This window comes from Nocardioides sp., from assembly GCF_964228225.1.
Lineage (GTDB): Bacteria > Actinomycetota > Actinomycetes > Propionibacteriales > Nocardioidaceae > Nocardioides.
Genome location: NZ_CAXQZB010000042.1, coordinates 17,230 through 36,227 on the forward strand (window position 1 = coordinate 17,230; position 18,998 = coordinate 36,227).

17 protein-coding genes and 1 tRNA gene are annotated in these 18,998 nt (G+C 75.1%); 12 read left to right on the plus strand and 6 right to left on the minus strand.

Going from position 1 to position 18,998, the window contains the following annotated elements; translation table 11 throughout:
- The first annotated feature begins 101 nt into the window (after positions 1-101).
- From ACERUJ_RS09200 to ACERUJ_RS09210, 3 genes are all read left to right on the plus strand, one after another.
- A tRNA-Val gene (locus ACERUJ_RS09200) sits at positions 102-173 on the plus strand.
- Positions 174-226: 53 nt separating this feature from the next.
- Complete coding sequence (locus ACERUJ_RS09205) at positions 227-2,005, plus strand: hypothetical protein (RefSeq protein WP_370248220.1); 1,779 nt, start codon at positions 227-229, stop codon at positions 2,003-2,005.
- Positions 2,005-2,838, plus strand: a complete 834-nt coding sequence (locus tag ACERUJ_RS09210) for a LuxR C-terminal-related transcriptional regulator (protein WP_370248221.1) — start codon at positions 2,005-2,007, stop codon at positions 2,836-2,838. The genes ACERUJ_RS09205 and ACERUJ_RS09210 overlap by 1 nt, the downstream gene beginning before the upstream one ends.
- Here ACERUJ_RS09210 and ACERUJ_RS09215 read toward each other — a convergent pair.
- Complete coding sequence (locus ACERUJ_RS09215) at positions 2,826-4,760, minus strand: hypothetical protein (protein WP_370248222.1); 1,935 nt, start codon at positions 4,758-4,760, stop codon at positions 2,826-2,828. The two genes, ACERUJ_RS09210 and ACERUJ_RS09215, sit on opposite strands and share 13 nt — an antisense overlap.
- 361 nt (positions 4,761-5,121) lie before the next feature.
- On the opposite strand from ACERUJ_RS09215, the gene ACERUJ_RS09220 reads away from it, so the two are divergent.
- From ACERUJ_RS09220 to ACERUJ_RS09230, 3 genes are read left to right on the plus strand one after another with little or no spacing between them, the layout of a single operon-like run.
- Positions 5,122-5,370 (plus strand): twin-arginine translocation signal domain-containing protein, encoded by a 249-nt coding sequence (locus ACERUJ_RS09220; protein WP_370248223.1) that lies wholly within the window; start codon positions 5,122-5,124, stop codon positions 5,368-5,370.
- Position 5,371: 1 nt separating this feature from the next.
- Positions 5,372-6,760 carry a DUF4331 domain-containing protein gene (locus ACERUJ_RS09225; RefSeq protein WP_370248224.1) on the plus strand — a complete coding sequence of 463 codons (1,389 nt, stop codon included), beginning with the start codon at positions 5,372-5,374 and terminating at the stop codon, positions 6,758-6,760.
- Positions 6,757-7,227, plus strand: a complete 471-nt coding sequence (locus ACERUJ_RS09230) for a hypothetical protein (protein WP_370248225.1) — start codon at positions 6,757-6,759, stop codon at positions 7,225-7,227. The genes ACERUJ_RS09225 and ACERUJ_RS09230 overlap by 4 nt, the downstream gene beginning before the upstream one ends.
- Here the strand turns inward: ACERUJ_RS09230 and ACERUJ_RS09235 are convergent.
- From ACERUJ_RS09235 to ACERUJ_RS09245, 3 genes are all read right to left on the minus strand, one after another.
- Entirely contained in the window at positions 7,217-7,888 is a 672-nt protein-coding gene (locus ACERUJ_RS09235; protein ID WP_370248226.1) for a response regulator transcription factor, read from the minus strand. The genes ACERUJ_RS09230 and ACERUJ_RS09235 overlap by 11 nt on opposite strands.
- On the minus strand, positions 7,888-9,285 hold the full coding sequence (locus ACERUJ_RS09240; protein ID WP_370248227.1) for a sensor histidine kinase: 1,398 nt from the start codon (positions 9,283-9,285) through the stop codon (positions 7,888-7,890). Before ACERUJ_RS09240 ends, ACERUJ_RS09235 begins: the two co-directional genes overlap by 1 nt.
- 73 nt (positions 9,286-9,358) lie before the next feature.
- Positions 9,359-10,054: a hypothetical protein gene (locus ACERUJ_RS09245; protein WP_370248228.1), complete on the minus strand. Its 696-nt coding sequence runs from the start codon at positions 10,052-10,054 to the stop codon at positions 9,359-9,361.
- Positions 10,055-10,239: 185 nt separating this feature from the next.
- On the opposite strand from ACERUJ_RS09245, the gene ACERUJ_RS09250 reads away from it, so the two are divergent.
- From ACERUJ_RS09250 to ACERUJ_RS09265, 4 genes are read left to right on the plus strand one after another with little or no spacing between them, the layout of a single operon-like run.
- A complete protein-coding gene (locus ACERUJ_RS09250; RefSeq protein WP_370248229.1) occupies positions 10,240-11,787 on the plus strand; it encodes an AMP-binding protein in 1,548 nt (515 codons plus the stop codon).
- 39 nt (positions 11,788-11,826) lie between these two features.
- Positions 11,827-12,945, plus strand: coding sequence for a Nif3-like dinuclear metal center hexameric protein (locus ACERUJ_RS09255; protein ID WP_370248230.1), 1,119 nt, complete (start codon positions 11,827-11,829; stop codon positions 12,943-12,945).
- Positions 12,942-13,682, plus strand: a complete 741-nt coding sequence (locus ACERUJ_RS09260) for a zinc ribbon domain-containing protein (protein ID WP_370248231.1) — start codon at positions 12,942-12,944, stop codon at positions 13,680-13,682. The genes ACERUJ_RS09255 and ACERUJ_RS09260 overlap by 4 nt, the downstream gene beginning before the upstream one ends.
- A gap of 4 nt (positions 13,683-13,686) precedes the next feature.
- Positions 13,687-14,910 carry a bifunctional RNase H/acid phosphatase gene (locus ACERUJ_RS09265; RefSeq protein WP_370248232.1) on the plus strand — a complete coding sequence of 408 codons (1,224 nt, stop codon included), beginning with the start codon at positions 13,687-13,689 and terminating at the stop codon, positions 14,908-14,910.
- On the opposite strand, the gene yaaA is transcribed toward ACERUJ_RS09265, so the two are convergent.
- A complete protein-coding gene (gene yaaA / locus ACERUJ_RS09270) occupies positions 14,911-15,690 on the minus strand; it encodes a peroxide stress protein YaaA (RefSeq protein ID WP_370248233.1) in 780 nt (259 codons plus the stop codon).
- Between the two features lie 21 nt (positions 15,691-15,711).
- On the opposite strand from yaaA, the gene ACERUJ_RS09275 reads away from it, so the two are divergent.
- The gene (locus tag ACERUJ_RS09275; RefSeq protein ID WP_370248234.1) at positions 15,712-17,181 is read left to right on the plus strand and encodes an RNB domain-containing ribonuclease; all 1,470 of its coding nucleotides are present in this window, start codon (positions 15,712-15,714) and stop codon (positions 17,179-17,181) included.
- Here the strand turns inward: ACERUJ_RS09275 and ACERUJ_RS09280 are convergent.
- On the minus strand, positions 17,178-17,639 hold the full coding sequence (locus ACERUJ_RS09280; RefSeq protein WP_370248235.1) for an NUDIX domain-containing protein: 462 nt from the start codon (positions 17,637-17,639) through the stop codon (positions 17,178-17,180). The genes ACERUJ_RS09275 and ACERUJ_RS09280 overlap by 4 nt on opposite strands.
- 206 nt (positions 17,640-17,845) lie before the next feature.
- Here ACERUJ_RS09280 and ACERUJ_RS09285 point away from each other — a divergent pair, with 206 nt between their 5' ends.
- Positions 17,846-18,997, plus strand: a complete 1,152-nt coding sequence (locus ACERUJ_RS09285; RefSeq protein WP_370248236.1) for a magnesium and cobalt transport protein CorA — start codon at positions 17,846-17,848, stop codon at positions 18,995-18,997.
- Position 18,998: the final 1 nt, after the last annotated feature.

Below are 18,998 nucleotides of genomic sequence, written 5' to 3' on the forward strand. Positions count from 1 at the left end.
GGTGGCTAACGTGAGGGTTGTTGAGCCGCTGGTGACCCGAGACGCCAGCGGCTCGACTCTTTTTCCGCACCGATCCCGGTGTCGCTAGGCTGCGCAGGTCCGCGCGGTTAGCTCAGCGGTAGAGCGGTCGGCTTACACCCGGCTGGTCGGGGGTTCGATCCCCTCACCGCGCACCGACCCGGACGTCGTCCGTCCGGTCCGCACTGCCCTCCGAGGAGGTCCCCCGGTGCCGAGCACGATCGACCCGAGCCGCCCCTGGCCGATCGTCGGACGCGCCCCCGAGCGGGCCGCCGTCGTCGCGGCCCTCGCGTCCGGGAGCCGGGTGGTCACCGTCCACGGCCCGGTGGGGATCGGTCGGGCGCGGTTCCTGCGCGACCGCGGGGCGCCGCGCACCGCGACCGACGCCGCCCGGTACCGGGTTCTGGGGCTGGCCGGCAGCGCCGTGCTGGTCGACCTGCCGTACAGCGGGGTCGAGCCGCTGCTCGGCGACCTCGCCGGCGGCGCCGAGGATCCCGGGGCGGGCGCCGACGCGGCCCTCGTGGCCCGGGCGACGCGTCGTCTCGCCGACCTGCCCGACGAGGGCGAGGTGGTCGTCGTGGTCGACGACCTGGCGCTGCTCGACCCCGACTCCCTGCGGCTGCTGATGCGGCTGACCGCCCTGGGCCGGATCCGGGTCGTCGGGGCGCTGGCGGACCACCATCGGACGCCGGAGGTCCTCGAGCAGGCCCTCGACGCCGGTCGTGACCGGCGCGTGGTCCTGGCGCCGCTGCCCCCGGCCGAGGTGGCGCACGTCGTGCGCGGCCACCTCGGCGGCCGAGTGTCGGACCGGGCCGCACGCGCACTCCACGCGCACACGGGCGGCACGCCGCTGACGCTGCGCGAGACGGTCACCGCGGCCCTGCACAGCGGCGCCCTCGCGTCGTACAGCGGGGTCTGGCAGCTCGCGGGTCCGCTGGAGCCCACGGCGTCGACGCGCGACCTCGTGCTCCGCCGACGCCGGGCGCTCGACCCGGTGACGTGCGACCTGCTCGACCGCGTCGTGGTGTGTGAGGACCTGAGCCTGCGCCACCTGCCGGGATGGCCGGAGGTCCGCGACCGGCTGACGGTCCTGGAGGAGGAGGGCTGGGTCGAGGTCCGCGACGGTCGGGTGCGGCCGCGCCTGCGCGCCTGGGCCGACGCCCTCCTGGCGGACCTGCCCGCGCTGCACGTCGAGCGGCTGCGGTCCGCGCAGGCCGACCTGCTGGAGGCGGAGGAGCTGGCGCCGCAGGACGTGCTGCGCGCGGCGCTGTGGCGCATCAGCACCACCGGTGAGCGCGCGCACCCCGACCCCGACCTGCTGCGTCGCGGCCTCGCGATCGCCCGCGAGCGTGAGGACCACGACGCGATCCTGCGACTCAGCGCCGCCGGTCTGCGCGACGACCCGGGCGCCGCGGAGCTCGTCGCCCCCCGGGCCGACACCCTCGTGCGTCTGGGCCGGGTGCAGCAGGCCCTCGACCTGCTCGACACGCTGGACCCGGCCGGCGTGCCGGCCGCGTGGGCGGCCGACCTCAAGCGGTCGCGCGTGGTGGCCCACCGCGGCCTCTCCGGACCCGAGGCCGGACTGGCGGCCTACGCCGAGGACGACCTGGAGACCCCCGTCCTGGCCTACGAGCGCGCCGCCATGCTGGCCAGCATCGGCCGGGTCGAGGAGTCCGAGGACGTGATCCGCGACGCCGTGCTCACCGGCGACCCCGAGCGCGACGCCGCCGTGCAGGCCCAGGGGAAGGTGGTCTCCCTCGCCCTCGAGGGCCGCTACGCCGACGCGCTGGCCTGCTCGGCACTCGCCGAGTCCTACGCCCGCTCCGCGCGGGTCCCGGGGCTCAGCCCGCTGGAGATCGTGTACGCCCGCGCCTGCGCCCACTTCCTCGCCGGCCGGCTGGCGGTGGCCCGCGATCTCGCCGCCGACGCCCTCGCCACGGCCTTGCGGACCCACGAGGGGCCTTCGGTCGCTGGATCGAGTACCTGATGGGCCACATCGCCCTGGCTGCAGGCGACCTCGCCGCCGCCGAGGAGTGGTTGCTGGAGGGGATCAGCGGCTGCGAGGTGGTCGGCATGCCGTACCTCGCCGACGTCATCCGCGGCGAGCTGACCCAGGTCCACCTCCTCGCGGGCGACCTCGCCCGGGCCCGCGAGTCGGCGCTGAGCCGGGAGGGCGACCTCACGATGATCGACGCCTGGATCGAGGTGAGCGAGGGCCGGGGCCACAGTGTCGGCGTGCGGCTGCTCGACGACATCGCCGCCTGTGTCGGGGCGGGCGACCGGTACTCCGCGGCGATGCTGCTGCAGTCGCTGATCGAGCTCGACCTCCCGCTGCCGCCCGTCGCCATCGCCGACCGGCTGGTCGAGGGCGTCGACAGCCCGCTGCTGCTGAGGCTGGCCGAGCACGTGCGGGCCGGCGCCGGGGGCGATCCCGCGGCACTGCTCGAGGTGGCCGCGCGCTGGCGCGACGAGGGCCAGACCCGGCTCGAGGCGGCCGCGCTCGCCGGTGCCTCCCGGCTGCTGCGGGCGGCCGGTGAGGGCCGTGCCGCCAGCGCGGCGCAGGCCCGCGCCGAGGAGGCGGCCCGCGCCGGCGGACTGAGCACGCCGGTGCTGCGGTTCGCCCGGGCGAGCGAGCCGCTGACGCCGCGGGAGCGGGAGATCGCCTCCATGGCCGCCGCCGGCGCGGCGAGCAAGGAGATCGCCGCGCTGCTGCACCTCTCGGTGCGCACCGTCGACAACCACCTGCAGCGGATCTACGGCAAGCTCGGCGTCACCGGCCGGGCCGAGCTCGCGCGCGTCGGCCTCGATCAGGGCACGTAGTACTCGCTCACGAGCCCGCCGCTCCCGAAGCCGGCGGAGCCGAGGGAGAAGGTGACGTCGGGTGCGCTGATCGTGGCCCCGACGTCGACGATCCCGAGCGAGTGACCGCCCTGGCCGTGCCCGCCGGCACCGCCGACGCCCCCCGTGCCGCCGTCGCCGCCGTCGCCGCCGTCGCCGACCTCGGCCGGGCACGCCGTCCGACCCGCGGCGCCCTGGCCCCCGGCGCCGCCGGCACCGCCGGTCCCGCCGGCGCCCCCGTCACCGCCCTCGCCGCTGATGAGTTGCACCCCGTCCAGGGTGAGCGAGCCCTGGTAGACGTAGGCCGCGACCGAGGCGTAGCCGCCCGTGCCACCGGTCCCGCCGGTGCCGCCGGCACCGCCCGCCCCGCCGCCGCCGCCGGCGATGCCGCCGCCGACGACGACGTACACCCCGGTGCCGCCACCGCCGCCGCCACCGCCGCCACCGCCCGTGCCGGGCGCGCCGGTGCCACCGGTGCCCGAGGCGCGCGGGGCGTAGCCCGCGGGGCCGAAGGTCCCCAGCAGGGTGGGACCGACGGCGCCGGCCGTGCCGGTGCGGCCGGGGTTGCCGTCCACGCCGTCGGCCGGCGGGGCGTCGGACCCCCAGTTCCCCCCGGTGCCACCGCGCCCCGCGTAGGGCGGCTGGTCCTGGTAGCCGCCGCCGTGCGCGCCGTCGTCGGCGAAGAAGGGGTCGGGCTGGCTGCCGGCCCAGCCGCCGTCGCCGCCGGCCCCGCCGGAGAAGCCACCGGTGGGCGCCGTGCCGCCGGCGCCGCCGACGGGCCGGTAGCTGGCGTTGTCGCACGCGCCCGGCTGCCCCTGGGCGCCGGTCCCGCCGGCCGCGCCGGTGGTGCCGGGCGTCCCGGGCGTGCCATTGCCCGCGTCGTCGGCCTTGAGGATCGAGTCCGTCACCGTCGCGGCGCCGGTCGGAGTCACCAGCAGCGCGATCGCGTTACCGCCGGAGGTGCTCGTGTGCAGCGCGGTGACGCGCTCCAGCGTCACCGCCGGTCCCGTGACGGCGACGGTCGCGCCCGGTGCGGTGCTGGTGAACCACAGCGTCGACACGGCGTTGCCCCCCTGGAGGCGCACCCGGCCAGCGAGGGTCACCACGCTCCCGCCCCCGCCGGTGTCGGGGTCGCGCGTCCAGGTCGTCGGGTCGAAGCTGCCGTAGAGCCCGACGCCGCCGGGCAGGTCGATCGCCGGGCTCGCGAAGTCACCGAGCGCCAGCAGGACGTCGGTGCGCTGCGCCGTCACCAGGGCCAGCGCGCGGGTCAGGGTCGCCACGGGCGCGGTCCGCGAGCCGTCGCCGGCGTCGTCACCGGTGGGCGAGACGTGGATCGAGGCGGACTCGGTGCCGTCGCGGCCGTCGCAGTCGGTGTCGCGTCCGGCGAGGTCGGGGTGGTCGAGCGCCCCGGGGTGCACGGCCGGATCGGTGGGGGCGCAGTCCAGCCGCGCGGCGCCGTCGAGGTCCAGGTCGAGCGGGCGGGTCGCGGTGAAGGTCTGCCGCGCCGCCTGGGTCCGGCCCGCCAGCACCGGCTGCTGCCGGGTGGGGCGGTAGGTCACGCGGGGCCGGGCGGCGATGTCGGCGGCCGCCCCCTCGGCGATGCGGATCACCAGCGAGGTCGAGCGGGTCGCGCGGTCGATCCCCACGATGCGGTACCCGGCCACCGTGAACGGGAAGCGCCGGGTGTCGCGGGCGTGGCTGATCCGCCGCGAGTAGGTGAGCACGACCCGGTCTGCGCGGTCGTCGCCGTCGGTGTCGACCATCGCGGCCGCGACGACGCGCGGGGCGCTCGCCCGGGCGGTGCCGGGGGCGGTACCGGGGCTGGGGCCGGCTGCGGCGGGCGCGGCCGGGATCAGGAGGAGCAGGGCGAACGCGCCGTGCAGGCGGCGGGGGCGGGGCGTCATCGGGAACCTCGGTGCGAGCGTGTCGGGCAGGACGACGACGACGCTAGGGAGCGCCGGACCGGGGGAGGAGAGTAGTGATTGCTCATCTCGGGACACCGGCACGGCCTGCCCCGACCACCGGTCGATCCGAAAACCCGGCCGATCCGTCCCCATCCGCCCCGGGGAGGACTCCGAACAACTCCCGGGCCCGCGCTGGCTTCCGTGGGGGTGACTAGCGCGGGCCCCTTCCTGTCCCCGGCGCCTGTCCCCGGCGCCTGTCCCCGGCTCATCTCCCCGGTCGGCCCCATCCGTCCGGGTCGCCGCGGCGAAGTACCTGTGGCGCGGGTCACCGGAACCGGCGCGGACGTCACAGGAGGACACCATGAGTGAGACCAGTCGGCGGAAGTTCATCGCCGCGGCGGGGGTGAGCGCGGCCGCGGGGTCGGCGCTGATCGCCGGCAGCGGCCGGGCCGAGGCCGTGCCCGACCCGCGCCGCGCCCAGGAGCCTGTCCTGGCCCTCGTCGACGACCACCGCGGATCGGTCGTGCGCCTGCTCGTCGGCGAGCGCGAGATCGTCGTGGAGGACCGCGACCTCGTGACCCGCATCCTCAACGCCGCAGGAGGCAACTGACATGTCGTCGCACCGCGAAGCACCCGAGATCTCCAAGGACCCCGTCGCCGACGGCACCGACACCTACGCCTTCATGCACCCCACCCAGCCCGACACGGTGGTGCTGATCGCGAACTTCATCCCGCTGCAGAAGCCCGACGGCGGCCCGAACTTCTACGAGTTCGCCGACGACGTGCTCTACGAGATCCACGTCTCGAACACCGCCAAGAGCGAGCCGGACGTCACCTACCAGTTCCGCTTCACCACCGAGGTGCGCGGCCCGTCGTTCCTCTACAACACCGGCCCGATCACCTCGATCAGCGACAAGACCTGGAACCGGCCGCAGTACTACACCCTGACCCGGGTGAAGAACGGTCGCTCGAAGGTCCTCGCCGAGCGGGTGCCCGTGCCCCCGGTGAACGTCGGGGTGCGCAGCACGCCCGACTACGAGGTGCTGGCCGGTCAGGCCGTGCGCAACCTCGGCGGCGGCCGCAAGGTCTTCGCCGGCCAGCGCGCCGACGCCTTCTACGTCGACCTCGGCTCGATCTTCGACCTCGGGGCGCTGCGCCCGTTCAACGAGGCCCACCTGATCAACATGCCGAACATGGGCGGCGTCAACGCCGTGCAGTCCTACAACGTCCACTCGATCGCCCTGCAGGTGCGCACCGCCGACCTCACCAAGGACGGCAAGCCCGCCAGCGTCGTGGTGCGTGACCGTCGCAACGTGATCGGCGTGTGGGCCACCGCCAGCCGGCGCAGCGGCCGGGTCTTCGACTCCCGCAAGGGCCGCTACGACGGCAAGGGTCCCTTCGTGCAGGTCTCGCGGCTGGGCAACCCGCTGTTCAACGAGGTCATCGTGCCGATGGGCCGCAAGGACCGCTGGAACGCCTCCCCGATCAACAAGGACGCCGACTACGCGCGCTTCGTGCAGCAGCCCGAGCTCGCCAAGCTGCTCCCGGTGCTCTACCCGGGCGTGTTCCCCAACCTCGCGGCCTACACCAAGCCCCGCGCCGACCTCGACGCCATCCTGCTCACGGGCATCCCGGACGGCGTCGTGCCCGGGTTCCAGAACTACACCGGCCCCGTGAAGTCGGACATGCTCCGGCTCAACATGGCCGTCCCGCCGAACCCGGACCCGAACCCGCTCGGCGTGGTGGGCGGCGACCTCGCGGGCTTCCCGAACGGTCGTCGGATCATCGACGACGTGGTGACCATCGAGCTGCGGGCCGTGGCGGGTGTCACGATCCCGCTGGTCGACGACACCTTCACCCCGGACGGCGCCGCTGCGGCGGTGCAGGACGGCACGAGCAACACCAACGCCGAGCTGCTCGACGACTTCCCGTTCCTCGGGCTCCCGGGCGGTGGGTACCAGACCACGCCGGGCGAGACCTCGGCCACCGGGGTGGCGTGAGCACCTCCGACGAGCTCGGTGCGGCGGCGGGCGTGACGCCCGTCGCCGCCCCGAGCGGCCCGGACTCACCGGAGAACCCCCACGCCGGTCAGGGGGCGGTGCTGCTCGACATCGGCGGTGACGTCGGCGCGATCGTCGTGACGATGCCCGTGACGACCGTGGGCGACGAGGTCGACCTGGTGCCGGCCGACGCCGTCGACGACGACCACGGGCACGACCACGGGCACGACCACGGACATGGGCATGGGCACGGACATGGACATGGGCACACCCACCACCCGCATGTGGCGGTCGTGCGGCGCCCCCTGCCCGACGGCACCTGGGTGCCGTCGCTGGTCTACCCCGCCGTGGTCGAGGGCGACTACGTGCTCGTGCGGCAGGGCGACCGGGCCGACCGGCGGGCGGTCACGGTCACCGGTGGTGCGGTGACCGAGCTGGTGTGGGAGCAGCCCGGCGCTACACGTTGAACCGGTAGCCCATCCCGCGCACGGTGGTGATCGCGGCCGCGCCGAACTTGCGCCGCAGGTAGCCCACGTAGACGTCGACGACGTTCGAGCCGGGGTCGAAGTCCAGGCCCCAGACGCGATCGAGCAGCTGCTCGCGGGACAGCACCTGACCCGCGTTGGTCATGAACGTCTCGGCCAGGGTGAACTCCCGGGCCGAGAGCTCCACCTGACGGCCGCCGACCGTCGCCCGGCGCGTGCGCAGGTCGAGGTGCACCCCACCCACCTGCAGCGCGTCGGCGGCGTCGGAGACCGACTCCACGGCGTGCTGGCGCAGGCGCACCCGGACCCGCGCGACGAGCTCGGCGAACCGGAACGGCTTGGCCATGTAGTCGTCGGCGCCGCCCTCCAGCGCGGTGACGGTGTCGGTGACCGAGCCGCGGGCCGTGAGCACGATGACCGGCATCCGCGAGCCCTGGTCGCGCAGCTGCTCCAGCACCTGGAACCCGCTGAGGCCGGGCAGCCCGATGTCGAGGATCATCAGGTCGTGCTCGTCGGCGAGTGCCGCCTCCAGGCCGAGCCGGCCGTCGGCGCACACGGTCGTGACATGACCCTCCGCCCGCAGGCCCTTGGCCACGAACGCCGCGATCCGGTCCTCGTCCTCCACGATGAGGATCCGCGCCATCAGGCCACCGGACCGTTCGCCGGGAGCGGCTCGGGCGCCGCCATCGGGACGGCGACGACGAACCGGGCGCCGTCGAGGTAGTCGGGGTCCAGCCAGGCATCGCCGCCGTGGGCGCGGGCGATCCCGCTCACGATCGCCAGCCCGAGCCCGAAGCCCTCGGGGTGGCGGTGGGCGGCGTCGTCGCCGCGCCCGAACCGCTCGAAGATGCGCTCGCGCTCCGAGGGCAGGACGCCCGGGCCGGTGTCGCGCACCCACCACAGCACCATGTCCTCCTCGATCCGCGAGCCCAGGGCGACGACGTCGCCGGGCGCGGTGTGCTTGACGGCGTTGGCGGCCAGCTGCAGCAGCGCCTGGGTGATCCGCTGCTCGTCGACCGGGGTCGTGGCCAGGGCGAGCTCGTCGATGCACCAGTCGCGCTCGGCCAGGCCGCTGGCCTTCGCCAGGGCCGACTCGGTGAGGGAGGCGGCGTCGACGTAGCGGGTGGTGAGGAAGTCGGGCTGCTCGGTGCGGGCCAGCAGGATGAGGTCGTTGACCAACCGCGACATCCGGTCCAGCTCCTCCAGGAGCAGCTGCCGGGTCTCGGCCACCTCCTGGGCGTCCTCGGGGTCCAGCAGCTCGAGGTGGCCCTGCAGCACCGTGAGGGGGGTGCGCAGCTCGTGGCCGGCGTCGTCGAGCAGCTGGCGCTGGCCGGTGAAGGCGGCCTCGAGGCGGGCCAGCATCGAGTTCACGGTGCGGGTCAGGCCCGTGATGTCGTCGTTGCCCTGCTCCGGGATGCGCAGGGAGAGGTCGGTCTCGCTGATCTCCTCCGCGGTGCGCCGCAGCACCCGCAGCGGGGCCAGCAGCCGGCCGGCCTGGAGGAAGGCCATCACCGAGATCAGCAGCAGGCTGAACGTCGCGACGGTCGCGTAGGTGCGCATCGTGTCGAGCAGGTTCGCGCGGTCGATCCGAAGGTCGTGCACCACCACGAGCGCACCGTCCTGGGTGCCCTGGCGGATCGGTTGGGCGGCGACCACCAGCGTGCGGCCCTCGATGTCGAGGCGTCGGGTGCCGCCGGTGTCGGCCAGCGGGGCGACGACGTCGAGGAAGGCCGGCGCCGAGACCAGCGGCGAGGGCTGCGGGAACTGCAGCGCGACCTGGCCCTCGACCCAGCCGAGCATCAGCTCGCCGTCGTCGGGCACGGTGCGCTGCAGGAAGTTGCGCAGGGTGCCGGTGAGGTCGCCGCTGGGCGCGGCGGCCCGCCGCTGGGCGACCAGGGCGAACTCGTCCAGCTCCTGCTGGGCGCTGTCCACCGCGTGCTCCTCCAGACGCCGGCTCTCCAGCACGTAGACGAAGAAGCCGGCCAGGGTCAGGCCCACGGCCGCGAGCAGCGCCACCGTCGCGGTGATCCGCACCCGCACCGGGACGCCCGACCGGCGGACCGGGCGGGCGTCGGCGGAGGGGAGCTCGCGGGGCAGGGGCCGGATCCCGACCTCAGGCGCGCGCGGCGCGGGGCGCGTCGTCGCGGGTGTCGTCGGGGGTGTCGTCGCCGCCGCGGCCCCGGCCGCCGTCGTCGTCGGGGGAGTCACCGGAGTCATCTGCGTGGTCCTCGGAGTCGTGCGCGTCGTCCTTGCCCGAGCCGGAGCCGCTGCTGTCGTCACTGCTGTCGTCACTGTTGTCGCCGCTGCTGTCACGGCCGTCGTCCCTGCCGTCGTCCGTGCCGCCGTCCCTGCCGTCGTCGCCGCCGCGGCCCCGCCCGTCGTCGCCGCCGCGGTCGTCGTCGCCGCCCCGGCCGCGCCCGTCGTCGTCGGAGCCGCTGGAGGGGGAGTCGGACGGGCTGTCGTCGCGGCCGCCGCCGTTGTCGTCGCCGGAGCCGTCCCTGGAGTCGTCGCTGGAGTCGTCCGCGGAGTCGTCGGCGTCGTCGGACTCGTAGGGCTCGGGACGCACGACCTCCACCCCGTCGGTGCTGTCGTCGCTGCTGTCGGGCGTGCTGTCGTCGGTGCGGTCGTCGCCGGGGGTGCGCGAGGACGACGGCGAGTCGGCCTCGGCCGGCGTGCCCACCTGCGGCACGACGATCTCGGGACGCTCGCCGGGGGTCTCGGCCGAGCTGGTGAGGACCGACCCGGCGGCGAACCCGCCGAGGGGCAGCAGGACTGCTGCGGCGATGAGGGACTGCCAACGCATGTTCATGGTGGAAGCATCCTCGCGCATCGTGGGGTCCGTGTGAGGTGTCGATGAGAGCCTTCTCATCGCCGTTCGGCGCGCGGGGGGCGCCGTTGGTCGATCGGCGCACCCGTGCCCCCGCCGGGGCGGGTCGGACGGTCGTGGCCTCCCCCTAGAGTGGCCTCGCTCACACCCGGTTGCAGGAGGACCCCATGTTCGTGCCCTTGACCATCCGCGACTTCATCGACCGCGCCGTGCAGGTGTACGGCGACCGCGTCGGGATCGTCGACGAGCCCGACCAGCCCGCCGACCCGTGGGGGAGCCTTACCTACCGCGAGCTCGGCGAGCTCGCCGAGCGGCAGGCCGCCAAGCTCGACGAGCTCGGGATCGGGGTGGGGGAGCGGGTGGCGGTCGTGAGCCACAACAGCGCCCGGCTGCTGACCTCGTTCTTCGGCGTGGCCGGCTCGGGCCGGGTGCTGGTGCCGGTCAACTTCCGGCTCCGCCCCGACGAGGTCAGCTACATCGTCGAGCACTCCGGGGCCCGGGTGCTGTACGTCGACCCCGAGCTCGACGAGGCGCTGGCGGGAGTGGGTGCCGAGCACCGGTTCGTGCTCGGGGACGACGAGTCGTTCCTGGCCGCGCCCGGTGCGGTGCCGCAGCCGTGGGAGCCGGACGAGAACGCCACCGCCTGCATCAACTACACCTCCGGCACGACCGCCCGGCCCAAGGGTGTGCAGATCACCCACCGCAACATCTGGATCAACGCCACCACCTTCGCGATGCACGCCCAGGCCGGCGACCGCGACGTCTACCTCCACACCCTGCCGATGTTCCACGCCAACGGCTGGGGCTGGCCCTTCGTCGCCACCGGCCTCGGGATCCCGCAGATCGTGCTGCGCAAGATCGACGGCGCCGAGATCCTGCGCCGCGTGCGCGACCACGGCGTGACGGTGATGTGCGCCGCCCCGGCGGTCGCCGCCGCGGTGCTGGAGGCCGCGGCCGACTGGGAGGGCGAGATCCCCGGCCGCGACCGGGTGCGCATCATCATGGCCGGCGCCCCGCCGCCCACCAAGACCGTCATGCGCGTGGAGGCCGAGCTGGGCTGGGAGTTCATCCAGATCTACGGCCTGACCGAGACCTCCCCGCTGCTCACCTTCACCCGCACCCGCGCGGAGTGGGACGACCTCACCGCCGAGGAGCGCGCCCAGCGGCTGACCCGGGCCGGTGCGCCCGCGCTCGGGGTCCGGCTCGCGCTCTCCGACGCCGACGCCAGCGGCACCGGCGAGGTGCTCGCCCGTTCCAACGTCGTGCTGGAGGGCTACTGGAACCAGCCCGAGGAGACCGCGGCCGCGCTGGCCGGGGGCTGGTTCCACACCGGCGACGGCGGCGTCGTCGGCGAGGACGGCTACCTCGTGATCGCCGACCGGAAGAAGGACGTCATCATCACCGGCGGCGAGAACGTGTCCTCCATCGAGGTCGAGGACGCCCTGTTCCTGCACCCGGCGGTGGCCGAGGTCGCGGTGATCGGCGTGCCGAGCGAGAAGTGGGGCGAGACGATCAAGGCGCTGGTGGTGCTCGGCGCCGGGCAGCAGGCCACCGAGGCCGAGCTGATCGCGTGGTGCAAGGAGCGGCTGGCCGGCTACAAGGCGCCGACCTCGGTGGAGTTCCGCGACGAGCTGGCGCGCACCGCCACCGGCAAGCTGCAGAAGTTCAAGCTGCGCGCCCCGTACTGGGAGGGCCGCGAGCGCCAGGTCAACTGACGTCACGAGCGGGTGCACGGTCCCCACTAGCCTGGGGCCGTGCCCACGCTCGCTGACGTCGTCGCCCGCCTCGAGGGCTGGTACCCGCCCGCCACCGCCGACTCCTGGGACGCCGTCGGCCTGGTGGCCGGCGACCCGGCGCAGCCGGTGCGCCGCGTGCTGCTCGCGGTGGACCCCGCGCCGGCGGTGGCGGCCGAGGCCGTGGAGTGGGGCGCCGACCTCGTGCTGGTGCACCACCCCCTGTTCCTCAAGCCCGTGCACGGTGTCGCCGCCACCACCCCGAAGGGCCGCACCCTCCACACCCTGCTGGCGGCCGGCTGCGCGCTCTACACCGCCCACACCAACGCCGACCAGGCCGTGGGTGGGGTCTCGGAGGCGATGGCCCACGCGCTCGGGCTGAGCGAGGTGCGGCCCCTCGTGCCGGCCCCGGCGCCCGCCCGCGACGTGCTGGTCACCTACGTCCCCCAGGACGCCGCCGCGGTCGTGCGGGCCGCGCTCGCCGAGGCCGGCGCCGGCCGGCTGGGCGACTACGACCTCGCCTCGTTCTCCCACGAGGGCACCGGCCGATTCCGGCCCCTCCCGGGCGCGCAGCCCGCGATCGGTGCGGTCGGGGTGGTCGAGGAGGTGCCCGAGACCCGCATCGAGGTCGTCCTCGCGCGCCGCGACCGAGCCCGTGTGGTGGCCGCACTCCTGGCGGCGCACCCCTACGAGGAGCCCGCCTACCAGGTGGTCGAGCTGGCCGACCCGCAGGTCGCCACCACCGGCACCGGCCGGATCGGCGTCGTGGCCCGCCAGAGCCTGGGGGAGTTCGCGGCGAGCGTGGCGGCCGCCCTGCCCGAGACCGCCGGCGGGGTGCGGGTGGCCGGCGACCCCGCGCGCAGCATCCGCACGGTCGCCCTGTGCGGCGGCGCCGGCGACTTCCTGCTCGACACCGTGGCCGCCAGCGGCGCCGACGTCTACGTCACCAGCGACCTGCGCCACCACCCGGCCTCGGAGTTCGTCGAGCGCGGCGGCCCCGCGCTCGTCGACGTCGCCCACTGGGCGGCGGAGTCGACGTGGCTCCCGGTGGTCGCGCAGCGCCTGCAGGAGGCCTTCGGTGCCGAGGTGACCACCCGCGTCAGCGAGGTCCGCACCGACCCGTGGACAATGCGCCTGTGAACGCCGATCCCGCCGCCCAGCTCCGCCTGCTCGACCTCCAGGCGGTGGACAGCCGGCTCGACCAGCTGCGCCACCAGCGCGCCAGCCTCCCCGAGATCGCCGAGGCCGCCTCGCTGGAGGCCACGCGCCGGGTGGCCGAGGACGCCCGACGCGACGCCCGGATCGTGGTCGACGACCTGCGCGCCGCCCAGCAGCGCGCCGAGGCCGACGTCGAGCAGGTGCGCACCCGCCGTGCCCGCGACCAGCAGCGCATCGACCAGGGCGTCGTCACCAACCCCAAGGACCTCGAGCGCCTCACCGGCGAGCTCGCCTCGCTCGAGCGGCGCATCGGCGTGCTCGAGGACGAGGAGCTGGAGGTCATGGAGCAGCTCGAGGCCGCCGAGGCGGTGCTCACCGAGCGCGAGCAGGAGGTGGCCGCCCACTACGAGCGGCTCGCCGTCCTGGCCGCCTCCCGTGCCGAGAAGACCGCCGCGATCGACGCCGAGCTGGCCCAGGTCGAGGCGCAGCGGCCGGCCGCGGTCGAGGGACTGCCGGCCGACCTGCTGGCGCTCTACGACCGGCTCCGCGTGACCAAGGGGGTCGCCGCCGCCGAGCTGCGGGCCCGTCAGTGCGGCGGGTGCCGGCTCACCCTCGACGCCGCCGAGCTGCAGGCCATCCGCACCGCCGCGCCCGAGGCGGTCGTGCGCTGCGAGGAGTGCACGCGGATCCTGGTGCGCACCGCCGAGTCGGGGCTCTGAGCCGGTGGCACGGCGCGTCATCGTCGAGGCCGACGGCGGCTCCCGCGGCAACCCCGGACCGGCCGGCTTCGGCGCGGTCCTGAAGGACGCCGACACCGGGTCGGTGATCGCCGAGGACGGCGAGACCATCGGGGTGGCCACCAACAACGTCGCCGAGTACCGCGGTCTGATCGCCGGACTGATGCTCGCGCGCGACCACGCGCCCGGCGCCACCGTCGAGGTCCGGATGGACTCCAAGCTCGTGGTGGAGCAGATGTCGGGACGCTGGAAGATCAAGCACCCCGACATGAAGCCGCTGGCGGCCCAGGCCCAGCGCCTCGCCCCCGCCGGTACCCGCTACACCTGGGTGCCGCGCGCGCAGAACGCCCACGCCGACAAGCTCGCCAACCAGGCCCTCGACGGCGCGGCCTCCGGGGTGCGGCTGCGCGCGGGAGCCACCGCGACGGGCACGGGCGCGACGGGCGGGGTCGCCGGTGAGGAGTCCGACTCCCTGATCGCCGAGCTCGAGGCGGAGTCGTCCCCGGCCCCGGCGCGCGGGTGGTCGGGCGCCGACGGTGCGCCCACCACGCTGGTGGTCGTGCGCCACGGCGTCACCGTGCACACCGCCGCCAAGCGCTTCTCCGGCGGTCTGGGCGGGGACAACCCGCCGCTGAGCGACGACGGTCGCGCCCAGATCCGGGCCACCGGCGCCTGGCTGGCGCCCCTGGCCGGCACCGTCAGCGCGGTGATCGCCTCACCCGTGCGTCGTACCCGCGAGTCCGGCGACCTGCTGGCCGAGGCGCTCGGCGGCGTGCCGGTGGAGGAGGAGCCGGGCTTCGCCGAGATGGAGTTCGGGCACTGGGACGGCCTGACGTTCGGCGAGGTCGCCACCCAGCACCCGGACGAGCTCGACGCCTGGCTGGGCTCCCTCGACGTGGCCCCGTTCGGCGGGGAGTCCTTCCGCGAGGTGCAGACCCGTGTGCTGGCCGGCCTCGAGCGGGTCAAGTCCCGCCACGCCGGACGCACCGTGGTGGTGGCCAGCCACGTCACCCCCATCAAGACCCTGGTGGCCCACGCGATGGACGCACCGCTCGACGCGGTGTTCCGCATGGAGCTGAGCCCCGCCTCGGTGACGGTGCTGACCTACTTCGACCACGCCCCCACCGGACGTCGGGGACCCAACGCCTCGCTGCGCCTCTACAACGCGCTGCCGCCGGGCCGCGACGCGTTCAGCGGCGGCCTGTGGTGATCACACCTCGGTGACGACGACGTCGAGCTGGGTGCCCTTGGCGCCCGGCTCGCCGAGCTCCACGTGCCAGCCGAGGTCGCGCAGCGCCGTCGCCAGCGCGACCGGGGTGCGCGGGGCCGCGCCGTGCTCCAGCAGCGCCCGCACGATCCGGCCCTTCGTGGCCTTGTTGAAGTGGCTCACCACGCTGCGCCGGCCGTCGGTCTCCTGCAGCACCCGCACCGTCGCGGTGCGGCTCGCGAGCGCGGCGGGCGGGCGCCAGAACGCGGTGTAGGTGGTCGAGCGCAGGTCGACCAGCAGTCCGCCGCCGAGGAGCTCCTCCACCGCGGGACCCAGGTGCGCGCGCCAGTGGGCCGCCACCCCGCCCAGACCCGGCAGTACGGCGTCACCGGAGAGCCGGTAGGACGGGATCCGGTCGCCGAACCGCACCACCCCGAACAGGCTGGAGGTCACCGCCACCCGGGTGGCGGCGCGCCGCTTGGCGCTCGTGGAGAGCGAGGCGGCGCCGAGCGCGTCGTAGAGGACCCCGGTGTAGATCGCGTCCGCGCGGGCCGTGGGGGCGGTGGCGAGCCGGGCGTTGAGGTCCACCAGCTCGGGCTGGGTGGCCGGCACCCCGAGGGTGGCGGCGGCCGTGGCGTGGTCGCCGCGGCACAGCGCGACCAACGCCTCGAGCACGGCGGTGCGCGCGGGGGTCAGGCCGGGCGCGGACAGGGCGGTGAGGTCGAGGGAGGCCCCGCGACGCGGCACGGCCTTGCCCTCGCTGGGCGGCAGGAGGATCAGCATGGCGCTGGCTACGGTAGGGCCATGCCGAGCACCCCTGTGGTCCGGGTCCGCACCTCCGACGAGCGGGTCCTCGCCCTGCTGCGCGACGGGGTCGCCGCGATCCGCGCCGAGCTCGGCGTCACCCCCGACTTCCCGCCCGAGGTGGTGGCGGCGGCCGAGGAGGCCGGCCGTGCCGACGTCGCCGCCGGTCGGGTGGACCGCACCGACCTGGGTTTCGTGACCCTCGACCCGCCGACCTCGCAGGACCTGGACCAGGCGGTGCACCTCACGCGTCGCGGCCGCGGCTACGAGCTGCACTACGCGATCGCCGACGTCGCCGCGTTCGTGCCCGCCGGTGGACCCGTGGACACCGAGGCCCGGCGGCGGGGCCAGACCCTGTACGGCGCCGACTCCAAGGTGCCGCTGCACCCGGTCGCGCTCTCGGAGGGCGCGGCGTCGCTGCTGCCGGACCAGGACCGCCCGGCGCTGCTGTGGCGGCTGCTCCTCGACGCCGACGGTGCGCTGGAGAGCACCGAGGTGACCCGCGCACTGGTGCGCTCGCGGGCCAAGCTCGGCTACGACGACACCCAGCGCCGGCTCGACGCGGGCACGGCCGGCGACCGCGACGACGTGCTGCCCCTCGTGCGCGAGCTCGGTCTGCTCCGGCAGGCGCAGGAGGCCGCGCGCGGCGGGCTGGCGCTGCCGCTGCCCGAGCAGGAGGTCGAGGTCGACGACGCCGGTCGGTGGGCGCTGCGGCTGCGCTCCCCGCTCCCGGTGGAGGAGTGGAACGCCCAGCTGTCGCTGGCCACCGGGATCGGGGCCGGGGGACTCATGGTCGGAGCCGGCGTCGGCCTGCTGCGCACGGTGCCGCCGGCGCCGCCCGAGGCGGTCGCCCGACTGCGGCGCACCGCGGCGGGCCTGGGGATCGCCTGGCCGGAGGGGGTGCGCCCCTCCGACCTGATCCGCACCCTGGACCCCGCCCGGCCCGACCATGCCGCCCTCGTGCTGGCCGCGGCGCGGCTGATGCGCGGCAGCGGCTACGTCGTGCTCGATCCGGCCACCCCGCTCCCGGAGGAGCAGCGGGTGCATGCCGGGATCGCAGCGGAGTACGCCCACGTCACGGCCCCGCTGCGTCGGCTGGCCGACCGGTTCGCCGGGGAGGTGGCGCTCGCGGTGTGCGCGGGCGCGGACGTGCCCGACTGGGCGTGGCGGGCGCTGTCGGACCTGCCCACGATCATGCAGGAGTCGGGGCGTCGGGCGGCGGTCTACGAACGGGCCGTGGTGGACCTGGTCGAGGCGGTGCTGCTGGCCGACCGGGTGGGGGAGGAGTTCGACGGGGCGGTGGTCGCGGTCGACCCCGAGCGTCCCACCCGCGGGACCCTGATCCTGCGCGACCTCGGGGTGGAGGCGCCGCTGCGGTCCGAGACCGCGCTCCCGCTGGGGCAGCAGGTGCGGGCCCGGCTCACCACCGCCGACCCGGCCACCCGCACGGTGCGGTTCACGCCGGTCTAGGACTCAGTTCCCGCTCCGGCGACGAAGTCGCGCAGGATCGCGTCCGGATCCGACCACGCCGCCGCGAACGCCGGGTGCAGCCGTAGCGACGCGACCTCGGCCTGCGGCACCCAGCGGTGGCCGTCGGACTCGGCGTGGTCGTGCAGGTCGACCACCGCGTCGGCGTGGGGCCGGCCGAGCACGGTCTCGTACGACCAGCCGCCGCACCGCGCGACCCGGCTCCCGTGCACGCGCACGAGCGCGGGGTCCAGCCCGAGCTCCTCCCCGGCCTCGCGCAACGCGGCGCCGACGGCGTCCTCGCCGCGCTCGATGGCTCCGCCGGGGATCGACCAGGTGCCGCCCTGGTGGGCCCAGCGGGCCCGCAGCTGGAGCAGCACCTGCCCCCGGTCGGCGAGCAGCAGTCCCGCCGCCCCGTGGCGGCCCCAGTGCGCGTGACCGCGCCGGCACGTCGTCCACATGCGCTCGGCTCCTCTGCGTGGTGTCGGGTCCACCCCCTCGGGGCGTAGCATGGCCGATGGACCTGACGTCGAGCGGTGAGGAGGTGGGCTGTCGTGGAGAGTCAACCTCCCAGTCCCCGCCCGGTGCCTCACCCGCTCGCGGACTGACGCACCCGGCCCCGCTCGCCCGCACCCGCCCGACCCGACACCCGTCGTGGAGGTCCGTCATGTCCGACCGTTCCCGCAAGCCCTTCCCGTCGCTGCTCACGCTCGACCGCGCCCGCCGGCACGCCCCGCCGCGCCCGCCGGCGTCGCGTCCCGCCCCGCAGCTCGCCAAGCCGGCCGAGCGCGAGCGCGGGGCCACCCTGGTCGATGCCGCCATCTACGTCGACGGCGACCGCGTCGGCTCTCCGCCGACGCTGTCGGAGTCCTACCAGGCGTTGCGCGAGCAGGGCGGTGCCATGGCCTGGATCGGGCTGTACCGACCCGACCACCACGACCTCGCCTCGCTGGCCGAGGAGTTCGACCTGCACGAGCTGTCGGTCGAGGACGCGATCGTCGCCCACCAGCGCCCCAAGCTGGAGCGCTACGACGACACCCTGTTCGTCGTGCTGCGCCCGGCCCGCTACCTCGACGACGTCGAGGAGGTGGAGTTCGGCGAGGTGCACGTGTTCGTCGGCCCGGACTTCGTGGTGAGCGTGCGCCACAGCGAGGCGCCCGACCTCGCCGCCGTGCGGCGTCGTCTGGAGAGCAACCCCGACCTGCTGCGGCTGGGCCCCGAGGCCGTGCTCTACGCCATCCTCGACCGCGTCGTGGACGGCTACCTGCCGGTCGTGGCCGGTCTGGAGAACGACATCGACGAGATCGAGACCGAGGTGTTCCGCGGCGATCCCCGGGTGTCGCGGCGCATCTACGAGCTCACCCGCGAGGTCATCGAGTTCCAGCGGGCCGCGGGGCCGCTCACCTCGGTGCTGCGCTCGCTGCGGGCCGGGTTCGCCAAGTACGGCACCGACGAGGAGCTGCAGCGCTACCTGCGCGACGTCGAGGACCACCTCATCGAGGTGATCGAGAAGGTCGCCGGGTTCCGGCAGCTGCTGCGCGACATCCTCACCGTGAACGCCACCCTGGTGGCCCAGCAGCAGAACGAGGAGATGAAGGCCCTCACCGAGGCCAGCATCGACCAGAACGAGGAGGTCAAGCGGATCTCCGCCTGGGCGGCCATCCTGTTCGCCCCCACCCTCATCGGCACCGTCTACGGCATGAACTTCGACGACATGCCCGAGCTGCACTGGCACCTCGGGTACCCGTTCGCGCTGGTCCTGATGGGACTGGTGAGCCTCACCCTCTTCGCCGTCTTCCGTCGGCGCGGGTGGATCTGAG

Excerpts from the sequence above, each read along its gene's own strand:
- ACERUJ_RS09210 (WP_370248221.1), top strand. The coding sequence starts at position 2,005 with ATGGGCCACATCGCCCTGGCTGCAGGCGACCTCGCCGCCGCCGAGGAG.
- ACERUJ_RS09215 (WP_370248222.1), bottom strand. The coding sequence starts at position 4,760 with ATGACGCCCCGCCCCCGCCGCCTGCACGGCGCGTTCGCCCTGCTCCTC.
- ACERUJ_RS09220 (WP_370248223.1), top strand. The coding sequence starts at position 5,122 with ATGAGTGAGACCAGTCGGCGGAAGTTCATCGCCGCGGCGGGGGTGAGC.
- ACERUJ_RS09225 (WP_370248224.1), top strand. The coding sequence starts at position 5,372 with ATGTCGTCGCACCGCGAAGCACCCGAGATCTCCAAGGACCCCGTCGCC.
- ACERUJ_RS09235 (WP_370248226.1), bottom strand. The coding sequence starts at position 7,888 with ATGGCGCGGATCCTCATCGTGGAGGACGAGGACCGGATCGCGGCGTTC.
- ACERUJ_RS09245 (WP_370248228.1), bottom strand. The coding sequence starts at position 10,054 with ATGAACATGCGTTGGCAGTCCCTCATCGCCGCAGCAGTCCTGCTGCCC.
- ACERUJ_RS09250 (WP_370248229.1), top strand. The coding sequence starts at position 10,240 with ATGTTCGTGCCCTTGACCATCCGCGACTTCATCGACCGCGCCGTGCAG.
- yaaA (WP_370248233.1), bottom strand. The coding sequence starts at position 15,690 with ATGCTGATCCTCCTGCCGCCCAGCGAGGGCAAGGCCGTGCCGCGTCGC.
- ACERUJ_RS09275 (WP_370248234.1), top strand. The coding sequence starts at position 15,712 with ATGCCGAGCACCCCTGTGGTCCGGGTCCGCACCTCCGACGAGCGGGTC.
- ACERUJ_RS09280 (WP_370248235.1), bottom strand. The coding sequence starts at position 17,639 with ATGTGGACGACGTGCCGGCGCGGTCACGCGCACTGGGGCCGCCACGGG.
- ACERUJ_RS09285 (WP_370248236.1), top strand. The coding sequence starts at position 17,846 with ATGTCCGACCGTTCCCGCAAGCCCTTCCCGTCGCTGCTCACGCTCGAC.